Origin of the sequence: Sphingomonas faeni (assembly GCF_024273235.1) — a bacterium.
Taxonomy (GTDB): domain Bacteria; phylum Pseudomonadota; class Alphaproteobacteria; order Sphingomonadales; family Sphingomonadaceae; genus Sphingomonas; species Sphingomonas faeni_A.
On the sequence record NZ_JANBVH010000060.1, the window covers coordinates 1 to 19971 of the forward strand.

Below are 19971 nucleotides of genomic sequence, written 5' to 3' on the forward strand. Positions count from 1 at the left end.
TTACCTCCGATTGGTTACGCTTACTTCCCGTCGAGGATCGCAGCGATCGCCGAACCGACATGCGCGATATCCGCCATGCCGTCGACCCGGTGAACCAAGCCCCGAGCGTCGTAGATCGGAAGGATCGGTGCCGTCTTCGCGCGGTATTCGGCCATGCGATTATGGACCGTCTCGGCATTGTCGTCGGGACGGCGCTTGAATTCGGTCGAGCCACAGACGTCGCAGACGCCCGCCACGACCGGCTTCTTGTAGCGATCGTGATAGCCCGTGCCGCAGTTGGCGCAGGTATAGCGGCCGACGACGCGGTCGATCAGCGCGGCTTCGTCGACGCCCAACTCGATGACGTAGTCGAGCGTACGACCGCGATCAGCCAGCAGACCGTCCAGCGCCTCCGCCTGCGCGGCCGTCCGCGGATAGCCGTCGAAGATGACGCCGTTCGCCGTATCCGGCTGGTCGAGACGCTCGCCGATAATGCCCGACACGATCTCGTCCGAAACTAGACCGCCCGACGCCATCACGGACTTCGCCTGGAGGCCGACCGGGGTTCCGGCGGCGACCGCTGCACGCAGCATGTCGCCGGTCGAAAGCTGCACCATGCCGCGCTCGCTGACGAGCGTGGCGGCCTGGGTGCCCTTGCCCGCGCCAGGCGGTCCAAGAAGGATGATATTCACGAAACGCACTCCCCTCGTTCGTGCGGGATTTAACTCGGGTTAGCCCCGCAGCTTAACGAAGTCGATTGCCCTTGAGCTTCGCCTTCTTGATCAGGTCGCCATACTGGTGTGCCAGCAGGTGGGACTGAATCTGCGTCACCGTGTCCATCGTCACGTTGACGACGATCAGCAGGCTGGTGCCGCCGAGATAGAACGGGATCTGCAACGCGGTCACCAGATACTCGGGCAACAGGCAGATGATCGTCAGATACGCGGCACCGATCACGGTGATGCGCGTCAGCACGTAATCGAAGTAATTCTCGGTGTTCTTGCCTGGGCGGATGCCGGGGATAAACCCGCCATTGCGCTTCAGATTGTCGGCGGTTTCCTCGGGGTTGAAGACGACCGCGGTGTAGAAGAACGAGAAGAAGATGATGCCGGCGCCGTACAGCAGCATGTACACAGGGCTGCCGTGCTGCAGGTACTGGTTGAGGGTGATGATGAAATCACCCCACTTCGATTCGCCCGCGACACGCTGTCCGGCGAACTGCGAGATCGTCAGCGGCATCAGCAGCAGCGACGAGGCGAAGATCGGCGGAATCACGCCGGCGGTGTTGATCTTCAGCGGCAGATGGCTGCGATCGGCCTGCATGCCGCGCTGCGTCTGGCGCTTGGGATACTGGATCAGGATGCGGCGCTGGGCGCGCTCCATGAAGCAGATGAAGAGGATTAGCACGACCACCGCGACGACGATGCCGATCAGCTTGATCGGATCGAGCGAGCCCGAGCGGCCGCCTTCGAGCAGGTTGACGAGCGTGACGGGCAGATGCGCAACGATGCCGGCCATGATGATCAGCGAAACGCCGTTGCCGATGCCGCGGCTGGTGATCTGCTCGCCGAGCCACATCAGGAACATCGTCCCGCCGATCAGCGAGATGACCGCGGCAACGCGGAACATCATGCCGGGCTCGATGACCGCCTGAATGCCCTGTGCGGCGCCGAGCGTCTCAAGGCCGACGGCGATGAAATAGCCTTGCACCGCGGTCAGGCCGACGGTGCCGTAGCGCGTATACTGGTTGAGGCGCTTGCGGCCCGATTCGCCGTCCTTCTTGATGGCGGCGAGCGTCGGCGACAGCGAGGTCGCGAGCTGCACCACGATCGAGGCGGTGATGTAGGGCATCACGCCGAGCGCGATCAGCGACATGCGGCTGAGCGAACCACCCGAGAAGGTGTTGAAGAAATCGAGCACGCCGCCTTGGGTCTGCTGCGAGAGCAGGCCGAGCGCGGTCGGGTCGACACCCGGCAGCGGGACATAGCTGAGCAGGCGGAAAATGATCAGCGCACCGATCGTGAACCACAACCGCTTCTTGAGGTCGGTCGCCTTCGCGAATTTCGAAAGGCTGATGCTTTGCGCCATCTGGTCGGCTGCGGATGCCATGCGTGTGATCGTCCTGGAAACAAAGAAGGCGGGATGCGTTGTGACCGCCCCCGCCGCTCATATAGGCGCACGGGCGCGCTTGTCTAATGGCTAGACGAATTCCGGCCGCCCCCTGTCCCGTTCGTCCTGAGCGAAGTCGAAGGACATTGCCCCAAGTGACGTACCCTTCGACTTCGCTCAGGGCGAACGGAGGAAGAGAAGTCCCTGAACGGAAGTGAGCGGCGAGAAGACGCTAGGTAGCCAAATAAAAAGGGGGCCAGCGCTTTTGCACCCGCCCCCTTCCGGTTCGGCTTAAGCCTTGAACGACGCCTTGTGCGCCGCACGCTCCTTGTACTTCACGCCCTTCTTGGCGGCAGCCTTTTCGGCTGCGGGGACGAAGTGGATCACCTCAACCTTGCCGCCGATCTTCTCGACCGCTTCGATCGCGCCCTTCGACGCGCCGTCGACGGTGAACGAGAGGACCGTGGTCAGCTCGCCCTTGGCGAGGAGGCGGACGCCGTCCTTGCCGCCGCGTGCCAGGCCAGCGGCCTTCAGCGCGTCGTGGTCGAGCGTGGCGTTCGCCTCGATCTTGCCGGCGTCGACCGCGAGCTGGATCGCGCCGAGGTTGACCTCTGCGAAGTCCTTGCGGAAGATGTTGTTGAAGCCGCGCTTAGGCAGACGCATGTGGAGTGGCATCTGGCCGCCTTCAAAGCCGGCGATGGACACGCCCTCGCGGCTCTTCTGGCCCTTCTGGCCGCGGCCTGCGGTCTTGCCCTTGCCCGAGCCGATGCCGCGTCCGACGCGCATCTTGGACTTACGGGCACCTTCGTTATCGCGGAGTTCGTTGAGCTTCATGGTATGCACTCGCTTTCGCTTGTTACGCGCTGGTTAAAAACCGGGGTTGAATAGAATCTGGAATGAGAAAGGGGGCCGTTAGCCCCCTTCCCCGTATTTGTCACTAGGTAGCGGCTCCGGTCCGATCCTCACCCGCAAGGGGGAGGTGGCACCGAAGGTGACGGAGGGGGAGGGTACGCAACCGATGTCGCCCTTCCCGCCCCCTCCGTCAGGCTATGCCTGCCACCTCCCCCTGGCGGGGGAGGATAGCAAGTGGCTCAGCCTTCGACGCTGACCATGTGCTGCACCTTGCGGATCATGCCGCGGACCTCTGGGCTGTCTTCCAGCTCGCGGGTCTTGTGCATCTTGTTGAGACCGAGACCGATCAGCGTTGCGCGCTGGTCCTTCTCGCGGCGGATCGGCGAACCGGTCTGCGTGATCTTGATGGTTGCCATGATCGCTTACTCCGTGATCGCAGCTGCATCGGCCTCGGCGGTTTTGGAACCACCATGGCCGAGCAGGTCGGCGATCTTCTTGCCGCGACGCTGTGCGACGGCCTTGGGCGAGGTCTGCTCGCCAAGGGCCTCGAACGTGGCGCGGATCATGTTGTAGGGGTTCGACGTGCCGACCGACTTGGTGACAACGTCCGCAACGCCCAGCGATTCGAAGACGGCGCGCATCGGGCCACCGGCGATGATGCCGGTACCCTGAGGTGCCGACCGCAGCGTGACCTTGCCGGCACCGAAGTGACCGTTGCCGTCATGATGCAGCGTGCGACCGTCCTTCAACGGAACGCGAACCATCTTCTTCTTGGCAGCAGCCGTCGCCTTCGAGATGGCTTCCGGCACTTCGCGTGCCTTGCCATGACCGAAGCCTGCACGACCCTTGCCGTCGCCGACGACGACGAGCGCTGCGAAGCCGAAGCGCTTACCGCCCTTGACCGTCTTCGAGACGCGGTTGATGTGCACCAGCTTCTCGATCAGTTCTTCGCCGCCATCGTCCGAACCGGGACGACCGCCACGATTGTCGCGACCACCGCGACCGCCGTCACGACCACCGCGATTGCCACCGGGGCCACCGCTGCGACCGCCACCGGGGCCACCACGACCGCCACCGCCGCCGCCACCCGGACGACCACGGCCACCGCCGGTGTTGCCCTGGTAGCCAGTGCTCTGCGGCACAGCCTGAGCCGTGACGTCCTGCGCGGTCGTCTCGGGTGCGATTACCGCTGGCGTGTTGTTTTCGTCAGCCATGTCTTAGAACTCCAATCCGGCTTCGCGCGCGGCATCGGCAAGAGCCTTCACGCGACCGTGGTAGAGGAAGCCGCCGCGATCGAACACGACCTGGGTCACGCCCGCTGCCTTGGCAGCCTCGGCGACGCGCTTGCCGACCGAAGTCGCCGCGTCGATGTTGGCGCCGGACGTGCCGCGCACGTCCTTCTCCAGCGTCGAGGCCGATGCGACCGTCGTGCCGGCGGCATCGTCGATCACCTGGGCATAGATGTGCTTGCCCGAGCGATGCACCGACAACCGCGGACGGGTGCCTGCACGCGCGCGAAGCGCGGTACGATTGCGGCGACGCCGCTTGGCGAAAAGAGAAAGTCCCTTGGTCATTACTTCTTCTTCCCTTCCTTGCGGAAGATGAACTCGCCGTCGTACTTGATACCCTTGCCCTTGTAAGGCTCGGGCTTGCGCCACTGACGAATCTCCGCGGCCAGCTGGCCGACCATCTGCTTGTCCGTACCCGAGATCTCGATCGTCGTGTTGTCGGGGGTCTTGACGTCGATCCCCTCCGGCACGTCGATGTTGACGTCGTGGCTGTAGCCGAGCTGCAGCTTGAGGTTGCGACCCTGGGCAGCAGCACGATAGCCGACGCCGTTGATCAGCAGCTTCTTGGTGAAGCCCTCCGACACGCCGGTGACCAGGTTCTGCACCATGGTCCGCTGCATGCCCCAGAACGCGCGCGCGCGCTTGGTGTCGTTGGCCGGCTGCACCGAAATGCCGCCGTCTTCGATCGTGTAGCTGATCTCGTCGCGAAGCGGCATCTTGAGGGTGCCCTTGGGGCCCTTCATCGTCAGCTGCTTGTTCTCGATGGTCGGCGTGATGCCTGCCGGTACGGTGACCGGCTTCTTACCAATACGGCTCATCAGAACACCTCCGCGAGGACTTCGCCGCCGACGTTCTGCTCGCGTGCTTCGGAATCCGAAAGCACGCCGCGGGGCGTCGAGACGATGGTGATGCCGAGGCCGTTACGGACGCGCGGGAGTTCCTGCGAGCCGGAATAGACGCGACGGCCGGGCTTCGAGACGCGCGCGACATGCTTGATCGCAGGCTGGCCCTCGAAATACTTCAGCTCGATGCGAAGGCCGGCCGCGGGGCCCATCTGCTCTTCGCTATAGCCACGGATATAGCCTTCGCGCTGCAGAACGTCGAGCACGCGGACGCGCAGCTTCGACGCCGGCGTGAGGACGGAGTCCTTCTTCGCGCGCTGGCCATTACGGATGCGGGTGAGCAAATCACCCAGGGGATCGGTCACTGCCATGATTTAGTCCTTACCAGCTCGACTTCGTGACGCCGGGGATGAGGCCCTTGTTGGCCAGATCGCGCAGCTGAATACGGCAGAGCCGGAACTTGCGGTAATAGGCGCGCGGGCGACCGGTCAGCTCGCACCGGTTACGGATGCGGGTCGGGTTCGCGTTGCGCGGCAGTGCCGCCATCTTGAGGCGAGCGATCAGACGCTCACCATCGTCGAGCGTCTTGTCCGCTGCGATCGCCTTCAGTGCCGCGTACTTCGGGGCATACTGCTTGACCATGCGCTTGCGGCGCTCGTTCTTGTTGACTGAACTCAGTTTCGCCATCGACTTAAGTTCTTTCTTTCTTATGCCCCCTCGCCCCTCCGGGGAGAGGGTCGGGGTGAGGGGCAGCCCAGCAGGACCGCGCCTCCAGTTTTAGGGCGGGGCGAGGGAGACTCACTCCCCCTCTCCCCAACCCTCTCCCCGAGGGAAGAGGGAGTTCTTTTAAGCTGCCTTCTTCTCGTCGGCAGCGTCGTCTTCGATCGGGAACGGGAAACCGAACAGACGAAGAAGCTCGCGAGCCTCGTCGTCGGTCTTTGCGGTCGTCGTCACGATCACATCCATGCCGCGGACCTTGTCGACCCGGTCATAGCTGATTTCTGGGAACACGATCTGCTCCTTGATACCGCAGGCATAGTTACCACGGCCATCGAAGCTCTTCGGGTTGAGGCCGCGGAAATCGCGGACGCGGGGAAGAGCGATCGTGATGAAACGGTCGAGAAACTCGTACATGCGCTCGCGGCGAAGGGTGACCTTCACGCCGATCGGCATGCCCTCACGCAGCTTGAACTGCGCGATCGACTTCTTGGCCTTCGTCACGACAGGCTTCTGGCCGGCGATCAGCTCCATTTCGGAAGCAGCCTGGTCGACCTTCTTCTTGTCCTGCGTGGCCTCGCCGACGCCCATGTTCAGCACGATCTTGTCGATCCGGGGGATCTCCATGACGTTCTTGTAGCCGAACTTCTCGGTCATCGCCTTGATGATCGTCTCGTCGTACATCTTCCGCATGCGCGGCGTGTAGGCGACCTCGGTGCCAGCCTTGTCGGCGCCCGTGTTCTGATCAACCATTGATCTTCTCCCCGGTCTTGACGGCGACGCGGACCTTCTTGCCGTCCTGCTCCTCGAAGCGGACGCGGGTCGGCTTGCCGTCTGCGGTCACGTGCGCGACCTTCGAAACGTGCATCGGTGCTTCCTTGCGGATCAGGCCACCCTGCGGGTCACCCTGAGTCGGCTTGGTGTGGCGCACGGCGATGTTGACGCCCGATACGACGACCTTGTCGGTCTTCGGCATCGACATAGTGACTTCACCGGTCTTGCCCTTGTCCTTGCCGGACAGGACGATGACCTTGTCACCCTTCTTGATACGCTGCGACGCCATTACAGCACCTCCGGCGCGAGGCTGATGATCTTCATGTGCTTCTTGCCGCGCAGCTCGCGAACGACTGGGCCGAAGATACGGGTGCCGATCGGCTCCTCGTTCTTGTTGACCAGCACCGCGGCGTTGCCGTCGAAGCGGATGACCGTACCGTCTGCACGGCGGATATCCTTGGCGGTACGCACGATCACCGCGCGGTGAACGTCGCCCTTCTTCACACGGCCACGTGGCTGCGCTTCCTTGATGCTGACGACGATGATGTCGCCAACGCCTGCAACACGACGCTTGGAACCCCCAAGCACCTTGATGCACTGCACCCGCTTCGCGCCGCTGTTGTCAGCGACGTCGAGATTGGACTGCATCTGGATCATGGATCCGTATCCCTTCTCTGTCTCTGGGGTCGATACCGACCGAACCCCGCCTAAAAAATCACCCCGCCACGGATGAACCGCAGCGGGGAGGAGCGGCCGCTTAGCCGTTCCCGTTTACGAAAACAAGAGCGCAGGAGGCTTCCCCCCTGCCCTCTTAACTCAAACCCGTCACCCCAGCGAAAGCTGGGGTATCCCTGTTCGAGCCGATCGCCCCTCACCACGAGATCCCAGCTTTCGCTGGGATGACGGGGTTTGGAGCGTACCAGTTCAGCCCTCGGCCGAAGCCCGCTCCGGCGTCGCGTGGGTGTTGACCCGCTCGATCACCTTCCAGGTCTTCAGCTTGGAGATCGGTGCGGTCTCTTCGATCCGAACGGTCTCACCCTGCTTGAACTCGTTGCTCTCGTCATGAGCATGATACTTCTTCGAGCGACGGATGATCTTCCCGTAGAGCGGGTGCTTCACCTTACGCTCGACGTTCACGACCACCGTCTTGTCGCCCTTGTCGGACACGACCAGACCGGTCAGCACGCGCTTCGGCATGATGTGTTCCTTACTTCGCGGCTTCAGCGCTGGTGCGCTGAGCCTGCAGGGTCTTGATGCGAGCGATGTCGCGGCGGACCTCACGAACGCGGCTCGGCTTTTCGAGCTGGTTCGTGGCGGCCTGGAAGCGCAGGTTGAACTGCTCGCGCTTCAGTTCGCCGAGCGACTCCGACAGCTGGTCGTCGCTCTTGGTCTTCATGTCGTCGATACGAGCCATGATCTTACTCGCCTCCCAGATGCGAGGTGTCGCCCAGGCGGGCAACGACCTTTACCTTGATCGGCAGCTTCATGGCCGCCCGCTCGAACGCCTCGGCGGCGATCTTGCCGTCGACGCCGTCGAGCTCGAACAGGATCCGACCCGGCTTGACGCGAGCGGCCCAGTATTCCGGCGCGCCCTTGCCCTTACCCATGCGGACTTCGGCTGGCTTTCCCGAGACCGGAAGGTCTGGGAAAATGCGGATCCACAAACGCCCCTGGCGCTTCATGTGACGCGTGATCGCGCGGCGGGCCGCCTCAATCTGGCGTGCGGTGATCCGGTCGGGTTCCATCGCCTTGAGGCCGTAGGAGCCGAAATTGAGCGAGAAGCCACTCTTGGCGTCGCCCGAAATCTTGCCCTTGAAGGCCTTCCGGAACTTGGTCTTTTTTGGTTGCAGCATGTCTGTTCCTGCCCCTTAGCGACGATCGTCGCGCTGCGGCCGCACGCCGGAGGTCTGAGCCTCCATCATGATGCGGTCGTACGACGTCGGATCGTTGCCGAGAATCTCGCCCTTGAAGACCCAGACCTTAACGCCGCACACGCCGTAAGACGTGTGCGCCGTAGCCTCGGCATAATCGATGTTCGCGCGCAGCGTGTGCAACGGAACCCGACCCTCACGATAGCTCTCCGACCGTGCGATCTCGGCGCCGCCGAGACGGCCACCGCAGTTCACCCGGATGCCCTCGGCACCGAGACGCATCGCCGACTGGACCGCACGCTTCATGGCGCGACGGAAGGCGATACGACGCTCGAGCTGATCGGCGATGCCCTGCGCGACGAGACGCGCATCGACTTCCGGCTTGCGGATCTCGACGATGTTCAGCGACACGGTCGACGACGTCATCTTGCCGATCGTCGAACGCAGCTTCTCGATGTCCGCACCCTTCTTGCCGATGATCACGCCGGGGCGTGCAGCGAAGATGGAGATGCGGGCCAGCTTGGCCGGACGCTCGATGACCACCTTGGAGATCGCGGCCTGCGGCAGCGTCTTCATGATGAATGCGCGGATCTTGAGATCCTCGAGCAGGAGCCGACCATAGTCGGCGCCTTCGGCGTACCAGCGGCTATCCCAGGTACGGTTGATCTGCAGACGCAGACCGATGGGGTTGCTCTTCTGACCCATTATGCTTCTTCCTGCTCGCGCACGACGATGCGCAGACGGCTGAATGGCTTGAGAATGCGGGTCGACTTGCCGCGGCCGCGGGTAGCGAAGCGCTTCATCGTGATCGACTTGCCGACCGAAGCCTCGGCGACGACGAGGGCGTCGACGTCGAGGTTATGGTTGTTCTCGGCGTTGGCGATGGCCGAGGCCAGCACCTTGCGCGCTTCGATCGCCATGCCCTTGGTCGAGAAGGCGAGGATGTTCATCGCATCGCCGACCTTCTTGCCACGGATCAGCGCAGCCACGAGGCCGAGCTTCTGCGCGGAACCACGGATCTGCGTACCGACCGAAAGCGCCTCGTTGTCCGCGACCTTGCGCGGGCTGACTTGCTTAGACATCAGCGCTTGCCCTTCTTGTCGGCGGAGTGGCCGGGGAAGTAGCGCGTGGGCGCGAACTCACCGAGCTTCATGCCGACCATGTCCTCGTTCACCGAGACGGGAACGAACTTGCGGCCGTTATACACGTTGAACGTGAGACCCACGAACGACGGCAGGATCGTCGAGCGACGCGACCAGGTCTTGATCGGCGAACGCGCGTTGGTGTCCTGGGCGGTTTCTGCCTTCTTGAGCAGATGAAGGTCCACGAAAGGGCCCTTCCAGACTGAACGAGCCATGTTAGCCCTTCCTCTTCGTCGAGTGACGCGACCGGATGATCATCTTGTCGGTCGACTTGTTATGACGCGTACGCGCACCCTTCGTCGGCTTGCCCCAAGGCGTAACCGGATGACGGCCACCCGAGGTACGGCCTTCACCACCGCCGTGCGGATGGTCGACCGGGTTCTTGGCGACGCCGCGCGTGAGCGGACGAATACCAAGCCAGCGCGAACGCCCTGCCTTGCCCAGGTTCTGGTTCTGGTTGTCGGGGTTCGAAACCGCGCCAACCGTCGCCATGCACTCGCTGCGGATGTAGCGCTGCTCGCCCGAATTGAGGCGCACCATCACCATGCCCTTGTCGCGACCGACGACCTGCACGTACGTGCCGGCCGAACGGGCGATCTGGCCACCCTTCATCGGCTTCATCTCCACGTTGTGGACGATGGTGCCGACCGGCATCTGACCGAGTTCCATGGCATTGCCTGGCTTCACGTCGGTCTTCTTGGCCGCGAGAACCTTGTCGCCGACGGCCAGACGCTGCGGCGCCAGGATGTAGGCGAGTTCCTCGTCCGGGTACTTGACCAGGGCGATGAACGCGGTGCGGTTCGGATCATACTCGATCCGCTCGACGGTGCCTTCGACGTCCCACTTGCGACGCTTGAAGTCGATGTAACGGTACTTCTGCTTGTGACCGCCGGCGATGCCGCGCGAGGTCACATGGCCCTTGTTGTTACGTCCGCCGGTCTTGTGCTTGCCTTCGGTCAGCGCCTTGACGGGCTTGCCCTTCCAGAGCGACGACTTGTCGACCAGGATGAGACCGCGGCGGGCCGGCGATGTCGGATTATAATGCTTGAGTGCCATGGCCTCAGATCCCCGTCGTCACGTCGATGGACTGACCGTCCTTCAACGTCACGATTGCCTTTTTCATGTCGGAGCGCGAGTAGTTCGTGCCCTTCCACTTCTTGGTCTTGCCCTTCTGGACGAGCGTGTTCACGCCGACGACGTTCACGTCGAACAGCGCCTCTACGGCCGCCTTGATCTCGGGCTTCGTGGCATCGTTCGATACCTTGAACACAACCGCATTGAACTCCGACAGGGTCGTCGTCTTCTCGGTGATGTGCGGGGCCAGGATAACGTCGTAATGACGATTATCGATGCCCGCCTTCTGCTTCTTAGCCATGGAAGCGCGCCTCCAGCTTTTCGACAGCGGCGCGCGTCAGCACCAGCGTGTCATGCTTCAGGATGTCGTAAACGTTCGCGCCGGCAGCCGGCATCACGTTCACTTCGTACAGGTTGCCCGCAGCGAATGCGAAGCTGGTGTCGACCATGTCGCCGTCGATGACGAGCGCACGCTTGCCGAAGCCGAGCTTTGCGAGATCGCCCTGCAGCGTCTTGGTCTTGCCACCCTCGACAGCCAGGCTGTCCATGATGACCAGCGAACCCGCCTTGGCGTGGCTGCTGAGCGCCATCCGCAGACCGAGCGAGCGAACCTTCTTGTTCAGCGACGGGTTGAAGTCACGGACGCGTGCGCCGTGAGCCTTACCACCACCGATGAACACAGGTGCGCGACGATCGCCGTGACGAGCCGTACCGCCGCCCTTCTGGCGACCGAACTTCTTGCCGGTGCGTGCGACGTCTGCGCGCTCACGGGTGCCACGAGCCGTCTCGCGACGCTTCTCGAGCTGCCAGGTGACGACACGGTGCAGGATGTCGGCGCGCGGATCGAGGCCGAAGACCTCGTCGTTGAGCTCGATGTCCGCTGCGTCCCCGTTCTGGGGGGTGCCGGCGAAAGATGAAACCTTGATCTTCACGCTCAGCCCTCCTGGCCGTCGGCTGCAGGTGCGTCGGTCGTTTCGGCCGGCGTGTCTGCTGCGGTGTTGCTGTTTGCGGTCTTGAGACCGGCGGGGAACGGTGCGTCGGCATGGCGCGCGACCTTCACCGAGTCCTTGACGAAGAGCCAGCCGCCCTTGGAGCCAGGAACCGAACCCTTGACGAACAGGAGACCACGCTCGACGTCCGTCGATACGATCTCGAGGTTCTGCTGGGTGCGATACTTGTCGCCCATGTGGCCGGCCATCTTCTTGTTCTTGAAGACCTTGCCCGGATCCTGGCGCTGACCGGTCGAACCGAGCGAACGGTGCGAGACCGACACGCCGTGGGTTGCCCGCAGACCGCCGAAGCCCCAACGCTTCATGCCGCCCTGGAAGCCCTTACCCTGGGTCTTGCCCTGGATATCGACGATCTGGCCTGCGACGTAGTGGTCGGCCGAAATCTCGGCGCCGACGTCGAGCAGGCCGTCTGCGTTCACACGGAACTCATGGACGACAGCCTTGGGCTCCACTTCGGCCTTGCCGAAATGGCCGCGCTGCGGCTTTGCGACATTCTTCGACTTGGCGACACCTGCACCAAGCTGGACGGCGGTGTAGCCGTCACGATCCATTTCGCGAACGGAAACGACCTGATTGCCTTCGAGTGCCAGAACGGTGACCGGCACGTGCCGACCATCTTCCTGGAACAGGCGGGTCATCCCCATCTTCTTCGCGATCACGCCAGTACGCATGATCTTGTCCCTTCCTAGACAGAGGCCCCGTCGGACTATTCCTCGGGGGCTTGCGGACCATGTCCGGAGCGAACTCCATGATGCGTCCACCTGACCCCATCCCCGGCAAAAGCCCTGAATGGAGTCGGTTCAACCCGGTAAATACGAAACGTGCCCCCGTCCCGGGCTGGTGCTCCTGCAAGTGCGGAAGCGTGACGGGGGACGCTGCCCCGTCGGTTTTCACCGACGGCGGTATCCCAATGTCGAACGGCGCGGGACCGTTACCGGTCGACCGCGCCGCGCCAGCCCTTAGGCGAGCTTGATCTCGACGTCAACGCCAGCGGCGAGGTCCAGCTTCATCAGCGCATCGACCGTCTGCGGCGTCGGCTGGACGATGTCCAGCATACGCTTGTACGTGCGCACCTCGAACTGCTCGCGCGACTTCTTGTCGATGTGCGGGCCGCGGTTCACGGTGAACTTTTCGATGCGCGTCGGAAGGGGAATCGGACCGCGGATGAGCGCGCCGGTGCGGCGTGCGGTGTCGGCGATGTCGCCGGTGGCCTGATCGAGCACGCGGTGATCGAACGCCTTCAGACGAATGCGGATATTGCTGTCCATAGTCCCTACCGATGCGAAAGAGCGGGCCCGTTTCCGGGCTCTTGCTGGTTGATGTTTAAACCGAAGGCGGGCCATTACGGGAGAGTCGGGTGAAATGCAACCGGGGTTGCGGGTTTTCCGGCTCGGTCCGTAGCCGAAGTTGGATTTTCCTCGACCCTGCTTCGGCAACGGATCGCAAAGCCTCATAGGAACTGCATTCGGATACCGATCGCACTGCTTGGATCCGGGCCCATCTAATTCGAACGACTCAATTCGCGCACGAACGCACGGAGGCTTTCGGAATATGCAAGGTAGCCGTTTTTCACCGCTTCTGGATCTAGAGCGAATAACGATATGGTTAGCTTTGCTGCATCAGAGAGCGATTGCTCCACCCTCTCCTTCGGTCGATCAGCGTGCAAACCCCCATTCACCTCCTTTACAATACGATCGATTTCTTTCCCGATTGGCACAAAAATGGATGGGTCGTGGTCAGTTGCATTTTCTGCAAACGCCCATAGTCGATTTTTGTAGTTTACTTTGCTGAGGCTCCGCTCGCCCTCAGAAGTTTCTTCAGCGGGGAAAAGCGCATCTGCCAGTTGCTCCATGTACCGGCGACCTGAAAGCGCAACTTGAGCCAGATCCTCCTCGTTTTCGGAGTTTTCTAGCCGTTCGGCAGCGGCGCCAAGGACGTTGAACAGCTTAGGACTGAGATCCTCTAACAGCATTGTCAGTTCGTAGGCGTCATCCTCGCCCCCCTTTAAGGATCGCGTAAGCAGATTCCGAATTCCGGCAACTCGTTCGAAATGCCTTGGCGTGTCGTAATCATCCAAAATAGTTCGGCTGGCACCACTATCTTCGAACGCAACGTCGTCAAAACCTAACTGGGTCATCTCCTGCAAATCATACTCATCACAGCCGTCCTCATTCCCCATCGAGAAGAAACTCTTAAGGCGAGTTCCTTCAAGACGGTATTCTAGCGGCAAACGCAGTCGGTAAAGAGCTAGATGCGGGCCGTATTCAAGGTGGACCGACACGGCTCCAAGGTAGCCTTCGTGGTTATTTAGTGCTTCATGCAATTGCTGAGCGAGCCAGCGCGGCATGTTTTCGAAAACCATGCCGAATATCGTTGGGAACCCGCTGCTCAAGCGCTCATCATCCACAAGCCGCCATTCGCTATTGGCAAATGCCGTGATGTAGAGTTTTTCGGCATCCTGTCCGGCATCCAGGCCAGTCATTACATCGCCGATCGATAGCTTCATGTGCCGCCTCGATCGCTGAATAATGCCGGGACTAAAGACCGCACGCCGGATTTCATGCCAGTAGTTGAGGTCCTGCTCATATGCGGCCCAGTTAAAAAGCAGCGCAATTATCATGGGCACCTCTCCTAACAAGCAATGATCATACCTGAGCCCTTTGAGACGCATAGTCTCTCCAGGTGAACCTCGATGGCAATCTGCAAAGGCCACGGTGTCCAAACACGAAAAAGCCCGGCCTCTCTCGCAAGAAGCCGGGCTCTTTTCGATCACCTCCCGAAGGAGAAGATGCTTACTTGTCGATCTGGCTGACGACGCCTGCACCGACGGTACGGCCGCCTTCGCGGATCGTGAAGCGCTGGCCCACGTCCATGGCGATCGGTGCGATCAGCTTGATGCCGAGCGACACGTTGTCGCCTGGCATGACCATCTCGGTGCCCTCAGGCAGCTCGACGGTGCCGGTCACGTCGGTCGTACGGAAGTAGAACTGCGGGCGGTAGTTGGCGAAGAACGGCGTGTGACGGCCACCCTCTTCCTTCGACAGCACGTACACTTCCGAGTTGAAGTCGGTGTGCGGCTTGATCGTGCCCGGCTTGCAGAGCACCTGGCCACGCTCGACTTCGTCGCGTGCGACGCCGCGGATCAGCGCGCCGACGTTATCGCCAGCCTGGCCCTGGTCGAGCAGCTTGCGGAACATCTCGACGCCCGTGACCGTGGTCTTGCGGACGGTCGGGTGGATGCCGACGATCTCGACTTCCTCGCCGACCTTGACGATGCCGGTCTCGACGCGGCCGGTGACGACCGTACCACGACCCGAGATCGAGAACACGTCCTCGATCGGCATCATGAACGGCTTGTCGAGCGGACGCTCGGGCTGCGGGATGTAATCGTCGACAGCCTGCATCAGCTCGGTGACGGCGTCGGCGCCGAGCTTCTGGTTCGAACCCGACAGTGCACAGGTAGCCGAACCCTTGATGACGGGGATGTCGTCGCCCGGGAAGTCGTACGAGCTGAGCAGCTCGCGGATTTCCATCTCGACCAGCTCGAGGATTTCCTCGTCGTCGACCAGATCGACCTTGTTCATGAACACGACCATTGCGGGCACGCCGACCTGGCGTGCGAGCAGGATGTGCTCACGGGTCTGTGGCATCGGGCCATCGGTCGCCGAAACGACGAGGATCGCGCCGTCCATCTGGGCTGCGCCGGTGATCATGTTCTTCACATAATCGGCGTGGCCCGGGCAATCGACGTGCGCGTAGTGACGGTTGGCCGTCTCGTACTCGACGTGTGCGGTCGAGATCGTGATGCCGCGCTCGCGCTCCTCGGGAGCCTTGTCGATGTTGGCGAAGTCGACGGCGGTACCGCCGGTCGTCTCTGCCAGAACCTTCGTGATCGCAGCGGTGAGCGACGTCTTGCCATGATCGACGTGACCGATGGTGCCGATGTTGAGATGCGGCTTGTTCCGCTCAAATTTTGCCTTGGCCATTGTTTCCTACCTTCTGATTCGTATTCCGGTGCCACCCCGGGAACCGCGCGAACGCGGCCCAATAGCGGCTGTTAAAGCGTTGCGCCAGCCCCGTCCTTGCGAAGGGGGCCGACACGGAAGTGAATTCCGTGTCGTCGGACCTCGGGCGAGCCCGAGGCCGGCCGGCCTAGCGGCGTCTCGGAGCCAGGTTACCCTGGCTCCGTGCGCCTTAGGCTCAGGCCAACTTAGCCTTCACCTCGTCCGCAACGTTCTGCGGCACTTCGTCATAGTGCGAGAACTGCATCGAGTACTGAGCGCGACCCTGCGTGAACGAGCGGAGCGAGTTCACATAGCCGAACATGTTGGCCAGCGGGACCATCGCCTCGACCGTCTGCGCGTTGCCGCGGCTGTCGGTGCCCTGGATCTGGCCACGACGGCTGTTCATGTCGCCGATGACGTCGCCCAGATAATCCTCCGGGGTGACGACCTCGACCTTCATGACCGGCTCGAGCAGCGTGATGCCCGACTTCTGTGCAACTTCGCGCATCGCGCCACGCGCACAGATTTCGAACGCCAGCGCCGACGAGTCGACGTCGTGATACGCGCCGTCATACAGCACGATCTCGAAATCGATGATCGGGAAGCCGACCAGCGAACCCGACGCAGCGGTTTCGCGGAAGCCCTTCTCGATCGCGGGCAGATATTCCTTCGGAATGTTGCCGCCCTTGATCTCGTCCTTGAACGTGATGCCCGAACCGCGCTCGCCCGGCGTGACCTTGACCTTCACGCGACCGAACTGGCCGGTACCGCCCGACTGCTTCTTGTGCGTGTAGTCGACGTCGACCGGCTTCTTCAGATACTCGCGATACGCGACCTGAGGAGCGCCGACATTCGCCTCGACCTTGAACTCACGCTTCATGCGATCGACCAGGATCTCGAGATGGAGCTCGCCCATGCCCTTGATGATGGTCTGGCCCGACTCGGGGTCCGACGACACGCGGAACGAAGGATCTTCACGTGCGAGACGATTGAGCGCGACGCCCATCTTCTCCTGGTCGGCCTTGGTCTTCGGCTCCACCGACAGCTCGATCACGGGCTCGGGGAATTCCATCCGCTCGAGGATGATCGGTGCGTTCATCGCGCAGAGCGTGTCACCGGTCGTGGTGTCCTTGAGACCCGCGAGAGCGACGATGTCGCCGGCGAAAGCCTCCTGGATGTCCTCACGGCTGTTCGCATGCATGAGCAGCATGCGACCGACCTTTTCCTTCTTGTCCTTGACCGAGTTGGTGACCTGCGATGCGGTCTCCAGCTTGCCCGAATAGATGCGGGCGAAGGTCAGCGTACCGACGAACGGATCGTTCATGATCTTGAACGCCAGCGCCGAGAACGGCACGTCGTCCGACGAAGGACGCTCGTCCGGCGTCACGCCGTCGAGCTTCAGGCCCTGGATCGCGGGAACGTCGAGCGGCGAAGGCAGATAGTCGACGACGGCGTCGAGCAGGGGCTGAACGCCCTTGTTCTTGAACGCCGAGCCGCAAACCACCGGCACGAACGCCATGCTCAGCGTGCCCTTGCGGATCAGCTTCTTGAGGTCGGCGACGCTCGGCTCGTTACCTTCGAGATAGGCCTCCATGAGGGCATCGTCCTGCTCGACGGCCATCTCGATCAGCTCGCTGCGATACTTCGCGGCCTTGTCGGCCAGATCCGCGGGGATCTCGGCATATTCGAACTTCGCGCCCAGGCTCTCTTCGAGCCAGATGATCGCGCGGTTCTCGACGAGATCGACGAGGCCCTTGAAGCCGCCTTCCATGCCGATCGGAAGATACAGCACGGCCGGACGCGCGCCGAGACGCTCGATGATCGAGTTGACGCAGAAGTAGAAATCGGCGCCGGTGCGATCGAGCTTGTTGATGAAGCACATGCGCGGCACGCCGTACTTGTCGGCCTGACGCCACACGGTCTCGGACTGCGGCTCGACGCCGGCAACGCCGTCGAAGCACGCAACCGCGCCGTCGAGCACGCGAAGCGAACGCTCAACTTCGATCGTGAAGTCGACGTGGCCCGGCGTGTCGATGATGTTGATAAGGTGCTCTTCGCCCTTACCTTCTTCGGCGCGCCACTTGCAGGTGGTCGCAGCCGACGTGATCGTGATCCCGCGCTCCTGCTCCTGCTCCATCCAGTCCATCGTCGCGGTGCCTTCATGCACTTCGCCGATCTTGTAGGACTTGCCGGTGTAATAGAGGATGCGCTCGGTCGTCGTCGTTTTGCCGGCGTCGATGTGCGCCATGATGCCGATGTTACGGTAACGGTCGAGCGGATGGCTGCGGGCCATGATCGTGCTTCCTTAAGGATATGGGGAGCCGAACGTGCCGGCTCCCCAATATATAGGTGTTTGCGTTACAGGCGAAAGACCGCCCGTCACGCGGTTACCAATGCTAGTCTTCGAAGCCCGCTTTTACCAGCGGTAGTGCGAGAATGCACGGTTGGCTTCCGCCATCCGGTGCGTATCTTCACGCTTCTTCACCGCGTTGCCACGGTTGTTGGCGGCGTCCATCAGCTCGCCCGACAGCCGTGCGGCCATCGTGTTCTCGCTGCGCGAACGTGCCGCACCGATCAGCCAGCGGATCGCCAGCGCCTGGGCGCGCTCGGGACGCACTTCGACGGGAACCTGGTAGGTTGCACCACCGACGCGACGCGAACGGACTTCGATGCCCGGCTTCACGTTGTTCAGCGCATCATGGAAAACGCCGATCGGATCGCGCTTGGCGCGCTGCTCGACGGTTTCGAATGCACCGTACACGATCAGCTCTGCGACGGACTTCTTGCCGTCCAGCATGACGCTGTTCATGAACTTCGACAGAACCTCATCCCCGAACTTGGGATCAGGCAGGATGACCCGCTTTTCGGGACGACGACGACGTGCCATTTCAATTTCCTTGTAGACTTCAGCCGGTTCCGGAACACGTCCGGGGCTTACTAAGCTTCGTAACTTCCGAGGCGTGGATCCCGGATAAGACCGCTAGAGAAGCGATCTTTCCGGGATGATCATGCCCCCGGCATGATCACTTCGGACGCTTGGCGCCGTACTTGGAACGCGACTGACGCCGGTCCTTCACACCCTGTGTATCGAGCACGCCGCGCAGGACGTGGTAGCGAACACCGGGAAGATCGCGGACACGACCGCCACGGATCAGGACAACCGAATGCTCCTGAAGATTGTGGCCCTCGCCCGGGATGTAGCTGATGACTTCGCGCTGGTTGGTCAGGCGAACCTTGGCCACCTTGCGCAGAGCCGAGTTCGGCTTCTTCGGGGTCGTCGTGTAGACGCGCGTGCAAACGCCACGCTTCTGCGGATTTGCTTCCATCGCAGGGACCTTCGACTTGGCCTTCTGCGGATCGCGGCCCTTGCGGACCAGCTGGTTGATCGTCGGCATTGAAGCCTTCACCTTTCAAGTGGTTACTTTGCTGGAGCCATGAGGCGCCTGAGAATACAAAAAGGACCATAGGAACGCGGACGCGCCCCTCAGGCCCTGGAATGCATCCAGCAATGTTCAAGCATGCCCGGCGGGAAAGACTCCCGAAGAACAGGCCGCGCCTATAGGTCAGGACGGGGGTGAGGTCAACGGGGCGGAATCGGTTTGGGTGGCCACGAATGCCAACCTGATTCCGCTGACGCTTCCGGCTCTAGTCTCCGCCGTGCCTTTTTCTGATCCTCCCCCGCCAGGGGGAGGTGGCGCCGAAGGCGACGGAGGGGGCGGACACGGAACAGAGGTCACCCTTACCTCCCCCTCCGTCTGGCAAGCGCCAGCCACCTCCCCCTGGCGGGGGAGGATCGCCGCACCTCCTCTACCGCGACCGCGCGCCCAGCACCGCGAGCAGCGCCTTCTCGAATCGTGCGGGGTCCTCGACCTGTGGCGAGTGACCCAGCCCTTCGAGCATCACCAGGTTCGCATTCGGCATCTGCTTCACCGCACGCGGCGCAACCGCCGGGATCGCCTCAAGGGACTTGCGCAGATTCGCCGGCGCCTGCGCACGGCCGAACGCGGTCTTGTCGAGCGTGCCGATTATCAGCGTGGTCGACGGCGTGATCCGGTACAGTTCATGCGCGACCGGCTGCGTCTTGATCATCTCGCTGGTCTTGGCCTGGGCGAGCGCAACGGTATCGCGTCCAGCCCCCTGGTACATTCCCGCCTGCATCCAGACCCAGCGATCATAGGACGGCTTCCACACACCGTGATAATAATTCTCGAGCTGGTACGCCTTGATCGACGCGTAGCTCGTCTTCTTCTCGCCCGCCCACAGCGTGTCGACGTCTGTATAGGGCACACCCTCCTCGCCGCGATCCCT

At 62.3% G+C, this 19971-nt stretch carries 29 protein-coding genes; all 29 read right to left on the reverse strand.

Annotated elements, in window-relative coordinates; all coding sequences use genetic code 11:
* Positions 1-20: 20 nt before the first annotated feature.
* Positions 21-671: an adenylate kinase gene (locus tag NLI89_RS20650; RefSeq protein ID WP_254688664.1), complete on the reverse strand. Its 651-nt coding sequence runs from the start codon at positions 669-671 to the stop codon at positions 21-23.
* A 52-nt stretch (positions 672-723) separates the two neighbouring features.
* Positions 724-2088 (reverse strand): preprotein translocase subunit SecY, encoded by a 1365-nt coding sequence (gene secY / locus NLI89_RS20655; RefSeq protein WP_055872627.1) that lies wholly within the window; start codon positions 2086-2088, stop codon positions 724-726.
* 291 nt (positions 2089-2379) lie between these two features.
* Positions 2380-2922, reverse strand: coding sequence for a 50S ribosomal protein L15 (rplO, locus tag NLI89_RS20660; protein WP_056047631.1), 543 nt, complete (start codon positions 2920-2922; stop codon positions 2380-2382).
* A 257-nt stretch (positions 2923-3179) separates the two neighbouring features.
* Positions 3180-3356, reverse strand: coding sequence for a 50S ribosomal protein L30 (gene rpmD / locus NLI89_RS20665; RefSeq protein WP_055872633.1), 177 nt, complete (start codon positions 3354-3356; stop codon positions 3180-3182).
* A 6-nt stretch (positions 3357-3362) separates the two neighbouring features.
* Entirely contained in the window at positions 3363-4154 is a 792-nt protein-coding gene (rpsE, locus tag NLI89_RS20670; protein WP_254688665.1) for a 30S ribosomal protein S5, read from the reverse strand.
* Between the two features lie 3 nt (positions 4155-4157).
* Positions 4158-4514, reverse strand: coding sequence for a 50S ribosomal protein L18 (gene rplR, locus NLI89_RS20675; RefSeq protein WP_031393749.1), 357 nt, complete (start codon positions 4512-4514; stop codon positions 4158-4160).
* Positions 4514-5047, reverse strand: a complete 534-nt coding sequence (gene rplF, locus NLI89_RS20680) for a 50S ribosomal protein L6 (protein ID WP_254688666.1) — start codon at positions 5045-5047, stop codon at positions 4514-4516. Before rplF ends, rplR begins: the two co-directional genes overlap by 1 nt.
* Entirely contained in the window at positions 5047-5442 is a 396-nt protein-coding gene (gene rpsH, locus NLI89_RS20685; protein WP_031393751.1) for a 30S ribosomal protein S8, read from the reverse strand. Before rpsH ends, rplF begins: the two co-directional genes overlap by 1 nt.
* 10 nt (positions 5443-5452) lie before the next feature.
* Positions 5453-5758 (reverse strand): 30S ribosomal protein S14, encoded by a 306-nt coding sequence (gene rpsN, locus NLI89_RS20690; protein ID WP_056015537.1) that lies wholly within the window; start codon positions 5756-5758, stop codon positions 5453-5455.
* A gap of 159 nt (positions 5759-5917) precedes the next feature.
* Positions 5918-6541, reverse strand: coding sequence for a 50S ribosomal protein L5 (rplE, locus tag NLI89_RS20695; RefSeq protein WP_254688667.1), 624 nt, complete (start codon positions 6539-6541; stop codon positions 5918-5920).
* The gene (rplX, locus tag NLI89_RS20700) at positions 6534-6851 is read right to left on the reverse strand and encodes a 50S ribosomal protein L24 (RefSeq protein WP_254688668.1); all 318 of its coding nucleotides are present in this window, start codon (positions 6849-6851) and stop codon (positions 6534-6536) included. Before rplX ends, rplE begins: the two co-directional genes overlap by 8 nt.
* A complete protein-coding gene (rplN, locus tag NLI89_RS20705) occupies positions 6851-7219 on the reverse strand; it encodes a 50S ribosomal protein L14 (protein WP_031393755.1) in 369 nt (122 codons plus the stop codon). The genes rplX and rplN overlap by 1 nt, the downstream gene beginning before the upstream one ends.
* Before the next feature lie 267 nt (positions 7220-7486).
* Positions 7487-7759 carry a 30S ribosomal protein S17 gene (gene rpsQ, locus NLI89_RS20710; RefSeq protein ID WP_031393756.1) on the reverse strand — a complete coding sequence of 91 codons (273 nt, stop codon included), beginning with the start codon at positions 7757-7759 and terminating at the stop codon, positions 7487-7489.
* 10 nt (positions 7760-7769) lie between these two features.
* Positions 7770-7976, reverse strand: a complete 207-nt coding sequence (gene rpmC, locus NLI89_RS20715) for a 50S ribosomal protein L29 (RefSeq protein WP_055872644.1) — start codon at positions 7974-7976, stop codon at positions 7770-7772.
* Positions 7977-7980: 4 nt separating this feature from the next.
* The gene (gene rplP / locus NLI89_RS20720) at positions 7981-8415 is read right to left on the reverse strand and encodes a 50S ribosomal protein L16 (RefSeq protein ID WP_031393758.1); all 435 of its coding nucleotides are present in this window, start codon (positions 8413-8415) and stop codon (positions 7981-7983) included.
* A 15-nt stretch (positions 8416-8430) separates the two neighbouring features.
* A complete protein-coding gene (gene rpsC, locus NLI89_RS20725) occupies positions 8431-9138 on the reverse strand; it encodes a 30S ribosomal protein S3 (protein ID WP_055872646.1) in 708 nt (235 codons plus the stop codon).
* On the reverse strand, positions 9138-9515 hold the full coding sequence (gene rplV / locus NLI89_RS20730) for a 50S ribosomal protein L22 (RefSeq protein ID WP_056047621.1): 378 nt from the start codon (positions 9513-9515) through the stop codon (positions 9138-9140). The genes rpsC and rplV overlap by 1 nt, the downstream gene beginning before the upstream one ends.
* Entirely contained in the window at positions 9515-9790 is a 276-nt protein-coding gene (gene rpsS / locus NLI89_RS20735) for a 30S ribosomal protein S19 (RefSeq protein WP_031393761.1), read from the reverse strand. The genes rplV and rpsS overlap by 1 nt, the downstream gene beginning before the upstream one ends.
* 1 nt (position 9791) lies before the next feature.
* Entirely contained in the window at positions 9792-10631 is an 840-nt protein-coding gene (gene rplB / locus NLI89_RS20740; protein WP_254688669.1) for a 50S ribosomal protein L2, read from the reverse strand.
* A 4-nt stretch (positions 10632-10635) separates the two neighbouring features.
* Positions 10636-10950 carry a 50S ribosomal protein L23 gene (locus tag NLI89_RS20745; protein ID WP_056047618.1) on the reverse strand — a complete coding sequence of 105 codons (315 nt, stop codon included), beginning with the start codon at positions 10948-10950 and terminating at the stop codon, positions 10636-10638.
* Positions 10943-11581, reverse strand: a complete 639-nt coding sequence (gene rplD, locus NLI89_RS20750) for a 50S ribosomal protein L4 (RefSeq protein WP_254688670.1) — start codon at positions 11579-11581, stop codon at positions 10943-10945. The genes NLI89_RS20745 and rplD overlap by 8 nt, the downstream gene beginning before the upstream one ends.
* A 2-nt stretch (positions 11582-11583) precedes the next feature.
* Positions 11584-12330, reverse strand: coding sequence for a 50S ribosomal protein L3 (gene rplC / locus NLI89_RS20755; RefSeq protein ID WP_056060507.1), 747 nt, complete (start codon positions 12328-12330; stop codon positions 11584-11586).
* 288 nt (positions 12331-12618) lie between these two features.
* Positions 12619-12927 (reverse strand): 30S ribosomal protein S10, encoded by a 309-nt coding sequence (gene rpsJ / locus NLI89_RS20760; protein ID WP_007406109.1) that lies wholly within the window; start codon positions 12925-12927, stop codon positions 12619-12621.
* A gap of 233 nt (positions 12928-13160) precedes the next feature.
* Complete coding sequence (locus NLI89_RS20765) at positions 13161-14279, reverse strand: hypothetical protein (RefSeq protein WP_254688671.1); 1119 nt, start codon at positions 14277-14279, stop codon at positions 13161-13163.
* A gap of 172 nt (positions 14280-14451) precedes the next feature.
* Positions 14452-15645, reverse strand: coding sequence for an elongation factor Tu (gene tuf, locus NLI89_RS20770; RefSeq protein ID WP_031393767.1), 1194 nt, complete (start codon positions 15643-15645; stop codon positions 14452-14454).
* Positions 15646-15859: 214 nt separating this feature from the next.
* Positions 15860-17956, reverse strand: coding sequence for an elongation factor G (gene fusA / locus NLI89_RS20775; protein WP_254688672.1), 2097 nt, complete (start codon positions 17954-17956; stop codon positions 15860-15862).
* A gap of 123 nt (positions 17957-18079) precedes the next feature.
* Complete coding sequence (rpsG, locus tag NLI89_RS20780) at positions 18080-18550, reverse strand: 30S ribosomal protein S7 (protein WP_055872660.1); 471 nt, start codon at positions 18548-18550, stop codon at positions 18080-18082.
* Positions 18551-18686: 136 nt separating this feature from the next.
* Positions 18687-19058, reverse strand: a complete 372-nt coding sequence (rpsL, locus tag NLI89_RS20785) for a 30S ribosomal protein S12 (RefSeq protein ID WP_010164594.1) — start codon at positions 19056-19058, stop codon at positions 18687-18689.
* A 412-nt stretch (positions 19059-19470) separates the two neighbouring features.
* Positions 19471-19971: alpha/beta fold hydrolase (locus NLI89_RS20790; RefSeq protein WP_368077314.1), on the reverse strand; the 501-nt coding region annotated here is incomplete at its 5' end.

Bases quoted from the DNA above. Each gene is read 5' to 3' on its own strand.
- secY (WP_055872627.1), bottom strand. From the start codon at position 2,088: ATGGCATCCGCAGCCGACCAGATGGCGCAAAGCATCAGCCTTTCGAAA.
- rplO (WP_056047631.1), bottom strand. From the start codon at position 2,922: ATGAAGCTCAACGAACTCCGCGATAACGAAGGTGCCCGTAAGTCCAAG.
- rpmD (WP_055872633.1), bottom strand. From the start codon at position 3,356: ATGGCAACCATCAAGATCACGCAGACCGGTTCGCCGATCCGCCGCGAG.
- rpsE (WP_254688665.1), bottom strand. From the start codon at position 4,154: ATGGCTGACGAAAACAACACGCCAGCGGTAATCGCACCCGAGACGACC.
- rplR (WP_031393749.1), bottom strand. From the start codon at position 4,514: ATGACCAAGGGACTTTCTCTTTTCGCCAAGCGGCGTCGCCGCAATCGT.
- rplF (WP_254688666.1), bottom strand. From the start codon at position 5,047: ATGAGCCGTATTGGTAAGAAGCCGGTCACCGTACCGGCAGGCATCACG.
- rpsH (WP_031393751.1), bottom strand. From the start codon at position 5,442: ATGGCAGTGACCGATCCCCTGGGTGATTTGCTCACCCGCATCCGTAAT.
- rpsN (WP_056015537.1), bottom strand. From the start codon at position 5,758: ATGGCGAAACTGAGTTCAGTCAACAAGAACGAGCGCCGCAAGCGCATG.
- rplE (WP_254688667.1), bottom strand. From the start codon at position 6,541: ATGGTTGATCAGAACACGGGCGCCGACAAGGCTGGCACCGAGGTCGCC.
- rplX (WP_254688668.1), bottom strand. From the start codon at position 6,851: ATGGCGTCGCAGCGTATCAAGAAGGGTGACAAGGTCATCGTCCTGTCC.
- rplN (WP_031393755.1), bottom strand. From the start codon at position 7,219: ATGATCCAGATGCAGTCCAATCTCGACGTCGCTGACAACAGCGGCGCG.
- rpsQ (WP_031393756.1), bottom strand. From the start codon at position 7,759: ATGCCGAAGCGCGTGCTGACCGGTCTGGTCGTGTCCGACAAGGGCGAC.
- rpmC (WP_055872644.1), bottom strand. From the start codon at position 7,976: ATGGCTCGTATCGACGACATGAAGACCAAGAGCGACGACCAGCTGTCG.
- rplP (WP_031393758.1), bottom strand. From the start codon at position 8,415: ATGCTGCAACCAAAAAAGACCAAGTTCCGGAAGGCCTTCAAGGGCAAG.
- rpsC (WP_055872646.1), bottom strand. From the start codon at position 9,138: ATGGGTCAGAAGAGCAACCCCATCGGTCTGCGTCTGCAGATCAACCGT.
- rplV (WP_056047621.1), bottom strand. From the start codon at position 9,515: ATGTCTAAGCAAGTCAGCCCGCGCAAGGTCGCGGACAACGAGGCGCTT.
- rpsS (WP_031393761.1), bottom strand. From the start codon at position 9,790: ATGGCTCGTTCAGTCTGGAAGGGCCCTTTCGTGGACCTTCATCTGCTC.
- rplB (WP_254688669.1), bottom strand. From the start codon at position 10,631: ATGGCACTCAAGCATTATAATCCGACATCGCCGGCCCGCCGCGGTCTC.
- NLI89_RS20745 (WP_056047618.1), bottom strand. From the start codon at position 10,950: ATGGCTAAGAAGCAGAAGGCGGGCATCGATAATCGTCATTACGACGTT.
- rplC (WP_056060507.1), bottom strand. From the start codon at position 12,330: ATGCGTACTGGCGTGATCGCGAAGAAGATGGGGATGACCCGCCTGTTC.
- rpsJ (WP_007406109.1), bottom strand. From the start codon at position 12,927: ATGGACAGCAATATCCGCATTCGTCTGAAGGCGTTCGATCACCGCGTG.
- NLI89_RS20765 (WP_254688671.1), bottom strand. From the start codon at position 14,279: ATGATAATTGCGCTGCTTTTTAACTGGGCCGCATATGAGCAGGACCTC.
- tuf (WP_031393767.1), bottom strand. From the start codon at position 15,645: ATGGCCAAGGCAAAATTTGAGCGGAACAAGCCGCATCTCAACATCGGC.
- fusA (WP_254688672.1), bottom strand. From the start codon at position 17,956: ATGGCCCGCAGCCATCCGCTCGACCGTTACCGTAACATCGGCATCATG.
- rpsG (WP_055872660.1), bottom strand. From the start codon at position 18,550: ATGGCACGTCGTCGTCGTCCCGAAAAGCGGGTCATCCTGCCTGATCCC.
- rpsL (WP_010164594.1), bottom strand. From the start codon at position 19,058: ATGCCGACGATCAACCAGCTGGTCCGCAAGGGCCGCGATCCGCAGAAG.